We start from the raw sequence: 6,722 nt of genomic DNA, 5'->3' as shown, positions 1-6,722 counted from the left end.
TTAAAAAAGATATGGCATCTTTCCAAAAGCTCATAATTCCGTTGTGGAACTGTTTTATATAGGTCATAGCTAGAATATGCGGCTTGTCATTTAATCTACTATTAATATTTGCGTGTATATTTGGGAAGATGTCGTCTGTGATTACAATACTAAAATACTCTTGACCTTCTTCAGAGTTCCTAAAATTGCAGGACCCGTGCATTTTTAACAACAAGATGCGATCTTTTGAATTGTTTTCATTACCAGTGTGAGGGAATGTTGAATAATTATAACCTCCGAATGGCGACCACCTCTCACTGAAATAAAGACCTTGGTCCAGAACACAATCATAATTAAGAGTCAAAATACGTGCTTCAGATGGTATTGTTTTTATGAACTTTTTTAGGAGAGGGTATTTGTCGTAATTATCCACATGTAGATACGTTATATCTACCTGATTTACTATCTGTTGAACAATAACTTCTCTTATTTTGTCGAGGTGATCTGCAAGTGAACTATTTATCTGGCGAAAATGCAGAACCTTCAAATCCAAAATGGACAGGAACTGTTCTATATCAGGAAAGGTACGTCCATATTCTTCGTGAATTTCTGGAAACTTTGAGATATCAAGTCTTGCCATTAAATCATGTGTCAATGGTGCGCTATCTCCAATAACAGCACGAGTAAATCCTGCACCTAAAAGGCTTTATGAAATTGAAGGCATGAGCCAACAAGAAAGAGCGTCTCTTTCCCATATCAAGGAGTCTGCAAGCCGGATTAAATCAATCGATTCAACTGTTGATACGAGCCGAATTGAGAAAGTAATTGAATCTAAGACTCGAGAGTTTATTGAACTTCTTTTAAAAAGATTTTAAAAAATTTATTGACGTGTGGCCGGATAAGAATTTATATTTTAGTAAGTGGGCGTCCCGTTCCCGAAAGGCAAGCTGACCTCTGAGTAGCGAGCATATTTTATGTCTTGATTTTTGCTGATAAATAGACGATAATTTAATATAGTTTGTATGATGGGAGGCGTAAAATATGAGAAAGATGGTTATCAGCTTCAAACTGCCGGCAAATATCCATCAGAAAGATGGTTATTTTGTTTCGTATTGTCCGGCCCTGGATGTTTTTTCTCAGGGGGCAACGGAAAAAGAGGCTAAGAATAACCTGGTTGAAGCATTAACTGTCTTCCTTGAATCTTGCATTGATCGCGGGACACTTGACACGGTCTTGAAAGAGTGTGGGTTTCGTCCTGATATCCCCGGTGATAAAACAGTTTATCCACCTGATGAATACATTGATGTTCCCTTGACTTTTGTTGCCGCTGATGCTCTTGGTAAATTTCAGTGCCACGCATAACCCCTGTTTCCTGGAAGGTGCTTGCATGCGTTTTTGAAAAAGCCGGATTTGTTTTTGACCGGCAAGCTGGATCACATCGAACATATGTAAAAAGTGGTGTAGCCAGGCCAGTAGTTATCCCCGCACATAAAGAAGTATATCCTGAAATAATTAAATCAAATATGAAGACTGCGGGGATGAGCAGAGAAGAATATTTTTCATATCTTGAACAATGCAAATAAACGCCCGCCTGATCTTTTTTCTTTTTAATATCCCTCTGTCATAATATATCTCTTGGTGGAGGTCACAGTTTGTGACCTCAAGTTTTTAAGCTCCTAATCAGATAACGGTGTGGGCCTGGCCGGTTCCATGATCGATGGAAATGGCTTTATTAGGTGGGGTCTTGTAGAGGAGTTTTACGATCTCACTTCCCCGCCTGCCAGGTAGCTTTTTACTTCATCCAGTCTTTGATTGATTTTCCGCAGTCTGGGTGCCAGGCTCTCCCGGGTCTGAAAATCACTGATATCCTCCATCACATCCAGCCGGTCGACAATTTCATCCAGATCATTCCAGGAATGTTGAATTTCAGTTTCAAACTCCAGTTTTTCTACCGCTTTTTCGGTAGAAAAAGCTATGCCAAGTTCAGGGGTGACGTCGATGACATCACCAATCTTCGGAACGTTGGTATGCCAACCTTTCTGGATAAGCTTATTGTTGAATGCCTCAGCGGCCTGGGGTTCTCCATGGACGATAACGGTATTTGTAGGTGGCTGGTTGAAATGTTCGGTCCAGTTCAGCAGACCTTTCTGGTCGGCATGGGCAGAAAAGCCGCCGATGGTATGGCAATGGGCCTTGACCGCCACGTATTCACCAAAAATTTTAACCCGTTCAGCACCGTCAACAATCAAGCGACCGGTGGTTCCCTGAGCTTGATAGCCCACCAGAACCACATGAGCTTCCGGCTTCCAGAGATTATAGCGCAAATGATGTTTGATCCGGCCGGCGTTGCACATGCCGCTGGCAGCGATGATGATGGCTCCTTTGTTGATCTTATTCAAACGCATGGATTCTTCAGTGGAACGGCTGAATTTGAACCCCGGAAACTTCAGGGGGTTGTCGCCATTTCTCAGTTTTTCCATGGTTTCAGCATCATAACACTCAGGATGTTTCAGAAAAATATCAGTGGCGGCTATGGCCAATGGGCTGTCTAGATAAACATCCATCGGAGGGATCTGTTTTTTTTGGTATAACTCATTGATAATGTAAAGCATCTCCTGAGTTCGTCCAACGGCAAAGGCGGGGATGATGAGATTGCCGCCGTCCCGATGAGCGGCGATAATTATCTCCTGGAATTCCTTATTGGTATCCTCCATAGAGCGATGAAAACGATCGCCATAGGTTGACTCGATAAAGAGTACGTCTGCTTCATTGATAGTGGTCGGATCAGCGATGATCGGCTGGTTGGAATTTCCCAGATCACCGGAAAAAACCAGTTTGATTTCCTTCCCGTTTTCCTTAATCCATAATTCAATGATGGCGGAACCGAGGATATGCCCCGCATCCCGATAGCGGGCCCGGACTTTGGGGAAAAGGATGATATCCTGGTCATAGTCCAAAGGGCGGAAGAGTTTCATTGCTGCATTGACATCTTCCTGGGTATAGAGAGGTTCAATAAAACGTGACCGGCCGGCACGCTTTTTTTTGCGATTTTGCCAGCCGGCTTCCATTTCCTGGATGTGGGCACTGTCTGCCAGCATTATTTCGCAGAGATCAGCGGTTGCCGGGGTACAGAGAATAGTGCCCTGGAAGCCGTCATGGACCAGCTTGGGAATCAAACCGCTGTGATCTATGTGAGCATGGGTCAATAAAAGATGGGTAATTGTTTCAGGACGATAAGGGAAATCAAGTCGGTTTCTTTCTTCCAGCTGCCGGGTTCCCTGGAACATCCCGCAGTCAACCAGTAACCGGACTCCTTCGGCTTCAACCAGATAATTTGAGCCGGTAACCGTGCCGGCAGCGCCGCAGCAAGTTATTTTCATCGTCTATCTCCTGATTTAATTGGGATCAGAGCAACTTTCTCCAGCCTTCAGGCCGGCAGCGCTTACCGACAGTCACCAATTAATATTAGATTTAATCTCAACTTTCTGACCTGCCTTGCAGGGACATGTTAGCCGGATGTTCGGGCTTGGCTCATAGCGGTATTGGCCGCCGAACGAATCACACGATGTGATTCGCGGCGGACGCCTCGGAAGCCGGCCATGGACGGCCGGCGAGAATGAGTGAGAGCCATGCCGGAACATCCATGGAAATTTATTTAAGCTTTTTCAGGGCAACTCAGAAAGTTGAGATTTAATTTTACTCTGACCCCAATTAACTGAAGTTGAGTTGATAAAAAAACCCCAGCCTTTCATGGCCGGGGTCTTTGCTTGTTTTTTTCAGTCAGATCTTTCTATGCTCTTTTGACGTGGATGGCATTTTTCCCTTTTTCTGTTTCTTCGATATCAAAAGATACCGGTTCATCCTCGTTCAGGGTGCGAAACCCGTCACCCTCTATGCCGGAGAAATGTACAAATATATCCTCGCCACCATCTGTTTCAATAAAACCGTAACCTTTTTTCTGATTAAACCATTTTACTTTTCCTTCGGCCATAATATCGAACCTCCTTCAAAAAAATTGCGTACGCCGCGTCAGATGCTGCCCTGGTGAACAATAATTTCACCAGGGTACAAAGCAAAACCAACGGACATACATATTGCCAGGAGGGGAATAAACAAAAACTTCCTCCCCCATGAATTTCGTCTAATATATTATTAATTTAATTACAAGAGAAAAATTGCTTTGGTTGCATTGGGGTGGTAAATATGATAGGCCCTTGGAAAGGTGCTTATGGATGAAATCATGGCAAAACTTATCTGGAAGAGGATTGGTTTTAATGGTGTCGAAAAACCAAAGTTATAAGCCTTATATCTTTGTGATCATTTTCCTGATCAGTTTACTGCTGCTTTTATGGACTATTTATCCTTTTATCTATACGATCATCATGTCGCTGATGATGGTTGGGGTACTCCATCCGGCTTACCGGTGGTTGGTTAAGTTCAGCCATGGTTGGGTTTATGGCTCTTCACTGTTGCTTTGCCTGCTGGTTTTCTTAGGTATTTTTGTGCCTTTGGTTTTTCTCATTACTACTTTATCGGTGGAGATGGCCGATTTCTACTTTTATCTTCGCCAGTCACTTACTGTTGATGCCATCAGCCGGCTGATGGCACAACATTCAGTCTGGGTTGATAAGGTTCAGCACTTGCTGCAACGTTTTGATATAAGTTATGATTTCGCCAATTTTGAGGAATATGTAGTCGCCCTGGGAAAGACCATGGGCTTGATTATGTATGATCAGACCAGGATGCTGGCGGGAAAAGTGGCACATTTTTCCCTTCACTTCGTGATGATGATTGTTATTATCTATTACCTGTTGATAGACGGGACAAAATTAAAGGAATATATCCTTGCATTACTGCCCATGCCCCGAACTCAGGAAACCCTGCTGCTGGCCAAGTTTAATGATATGTCCATTGCCATTATTATCGGTAATGGTATTGCCGCTATTTTGCAGGGGATTCTGGGTGGTGTCGGTTTGACCATGTTCGAGTTTCGTTCACCGGTGTTGTGGGGAACAGTGATGGCTATTTTTGCTTTTATTCCCTTCATTGGTATTTCAATTGTCTTTGTTCCTATCACTATCTACCTGTTGCTTTCCGGCCAGGTGGCCAGAGGTATTATCTTTTTTATCTATTTTACCCTGCTTTCCGGCCTTGTGGAATATATTCTCAAACCTAAAATGGTTGGGGACCGGGTAAAAATGCATGTGTTGCTGGTTTTTATTTCCATTTTTGGCGGCATTGCAACCTACGGCATTCTTGGAATTTTATTGGGTCCGCTGGTAGCCATTGCTTTCCTGACTCTGGCGGAAATCTATCTTGCTACTATGGGGAAGGCTTTTAACCAGGGTGAATAATAATAAACGCCAGTCCTTGCTTTGTCCTCATTGCCGCCGGTTGATCAGCGCCGATGAGCCTCGTTGTCCCTATTGCGGACTTTCCAGGCCGGGTTCCCGCTTGAAACGGGATTACCTGGGACGATTGTTTTCGCATCCTGAAGAGATTATTCGCCTGATTATTTATCTTAATGCGGCGATGTTTGTGTATACCTTGCTGCTGAATCCCGGAGGAATGCGTTTTTCCGCCAACCCACTGGCTTTTTTATCTCCCTCCAATCGCAGTCTGCTCCTGGTCGGGGCTACCGGCCGCATTCCCATTGACCAGTTTCACCGCTGGTGGACCCTGATTGCCGCTTCCTTTCTTCATGGCGGTATCCTTCATATTTTTTTCAATATGATGGCCCTCAAGCAGCTGGGCCCGTTTGTAGTCAGGGAATATGGTCTTGACCGTTTTCTGATAATTTACACTGTCAGCGGAATTGTTGGTTTCCTGGTTTCCTACCTGTTTGGGGTGCCCCTGACCATCGGTGCTTCAGCCAGTATCTGTGGCTTGATCGGCGCTATTCTTTATTATGGGAAAACCAGGGGTGGAACGTATGGTGAGGCGATTTACCGGCAGGCCATGGGCTGGATTGTCGGGCTGGCGGTTTTCGGGCTGATGATTCCGGGGATTAATAACTGGGGTCATGGGGGCGGTATCGTTGCCGGTATTGTTGGGGGAGTGGTATTAGGCTACCGGGAAAAAAAGATGCCGACCACGACGCACCAGCTGCTGGCAATGATTTCCGTGGTCATGACTCTCATTGTACTTGGCTGGGCAGTGGTGCAGGCATTGATAATCAGTTTTATGTGATCAGCTTATAACTTTATCGGATATCATTAATAAACGGAGAAAATACATTGCAAGGATTCCAACGGAAATATTTACGTGGACTGGCCCACAATCTAAAGCCGCTGGTGTTTCTGGGGCAGAATGGTTTGACGGAAGGACTTGTAGCTTCGGTAAATGAAGCCCTTGAACTGCACGAACTGATCAAACTGAAATTTCTTGATTTTAAGGAAAGATCACAGAAAGCAGAGCTTACTGGCCTTATTGCCCAGCGGACCGGGGCTGAGCTGGTGGGTATCATCGGCAATATTGCTATTTTTTATCGCCGGCAGGAAGATAGTGATAAACGTACTATCGTTCTGCCTGAACGGTGATGATATAAATCTCAACTTTCTGACTTTGGGTGGGGACAGTTTTGAAAACTGTCCCCCATTATATTAGCAGGATGTTCGGGCTTGGCTCATAGCCTGTCTGCGTGCGGCACGCACAGGCAGGCGGTATTGCCCGCCGAACGAATCACACGATGTGATTCGCGGCGGACAATCGGGGACATTGCTTTAGCGCGCCCCGCAAACCCA

General features: G+C 44.8%; 9 protein-coding genes. 5 read left to right on the top strand and 4 right to left on the bottom strand.

The genetic code is table 11. The annotated features are described in order from the left end of the window. Positions 1 to 634, bottom strand: a 634-nt coding sequence (locus tag U9P07_06340; protein MEA2109022.1) for a hypothetical protein, incomplete at its 3' end; no start/stop codon positions are given. A gap of 386 nt (positions 635 to 1,020) precedes the next feature. Here U9P07_06340 and U9P07_06335 point away from each other — a divergent pair. Both U9P07_06335 and U9P07_06330 read left to right on the top strand, forming a co-directional pair. Continuing rightward, positions 1,021 to 1,341, top strand: a complete 321-nt coding sequence (locus U9P07_06335; protein MEA2109021.1) for a type II toxin-antitoxin system HicB family antitoxin — start codon at positions 1,021 to 1,023, stop codon at positions 1,339 to 1,341. Then, the gene (locus U9P07_06330; protein ID MEA2109020.1) at positions 1,329 to 1,562 is read left to right on the top strand and encodes a type II toxin-antitoxin system HicA family toxin; all 234 of its coding nucleotides are present in this window, start codon (positions 1,329 to 1,331) and stop codon (positions 1,560 to 1,562) included. The genes U9P07_06335 and U9P07_06330 overlap by 13 nt, the downstream gene beginning before the upstream one ends. 174 nt (positions 1,563 to 1,736) lie before the next feature. On the opposite strand, the gene U9P07_06325 is transcribed toward U9P07_06330, so the two are convergent. From U9P07_06325 to U9P07_06315, 3 genes are all read right to left on the bottom strand, one after another. Beyond that, positions 1,737 to 3,359, bottom strand: coding sequence for an MBL fold metallo-hydrolase (locus U9P07_06325; protein MEA2109019.1), 1,623 nt, complete (start codon positions 3,357 to 3,359; stop codon positions 1,737 to 1,739). A 128-nt stretch (positions 3,360 to 3,487) separates the two neighbouring features. Next, on the bottom strand, positions 3,488 to 3,610 hold the full coding sequence (locus U9P07_06320; protein MEA2109018.1) for a hypothetical protein: 123 nt from the start codon (positions 3,608 to 3,610) through the stop codon (positions 3,488 to 3,490). 159 nt (positions 3,611 to 3,769) lie between these two features. After that, the gene (locus U9P07_06315) at positions 3,770 to 3,970 is read right to left on the bottom strand and encodes a cold-shock protein (GenBank protein MEA2109017.1); all 201 of its coding nucleotides are present in this window, start codon (positions 3,968 to 3,970) and stop codon (positions 3,770 to 3,772) included. A 283-nt stretch (positions 3,971 to 4,253) separates the two neighbouring features. On the opposite strand from U9P07_06315, the gene U9P07_06310 reads away from it, so the two are divergent. From U9P07_06310 to U9P07_06300, 3 genes are read left to right on the top strand one after another with little or no spacing between them, the layout of a single operon-like run. Further along, a complete protein-coding gene (locus U9P07_06310) occupies positions 4,254 to 5,333 on the top strand; it encodes an AI-2E family transporter (protein MEA2109016.1) in 1,080 nt (359 codons plus the stop codon). Further along, a complete protein-coding gene (locus U9P07_06305) occupies positions 5,326 to 6,168 on the top strand; it encodes a rhomboid family intramembrane serine protease (GenBank protein ID MEA2109015.1) in 843 nt (280 codons plus the stop codon). Before U9P07_06310 ends, U9P07_06305 begins: the two co-directional genes overlap by 8 nt. Before the next feature lie 47 nt (positions 6,169 to 6,215). Beyond that, the gene (locus U9P07_06300; GenBank protein MEA2109014.1) at positions 6,216 to 6,518 is read left to right on the top strand and encodes a YhbY family RNA-binding protein; all 303 of its coding nucleotides are present in this window, start codon (positions 6,216 to 6,218) and stop codon (positions 6,516 to 6,518) included. The last annotated feature ends 204 nt before the right edge of the window (positions 6,519 to 6,722 follow it).

It is taken from the genome of Pseudomonadota bacterium, assembly GCA_034660915.1.
GTDB lineage: Bacteria > Desulfobacterota > Anaeroferrophillalia > Anaeroferrophillales > Anaeroferrophillaceae > DQWO01.
The sequence above is the reverse complement of the archived record's forward strand: the minus strand, read 5'-3'. Positions and strand labels throughout refer to the sequence as shown.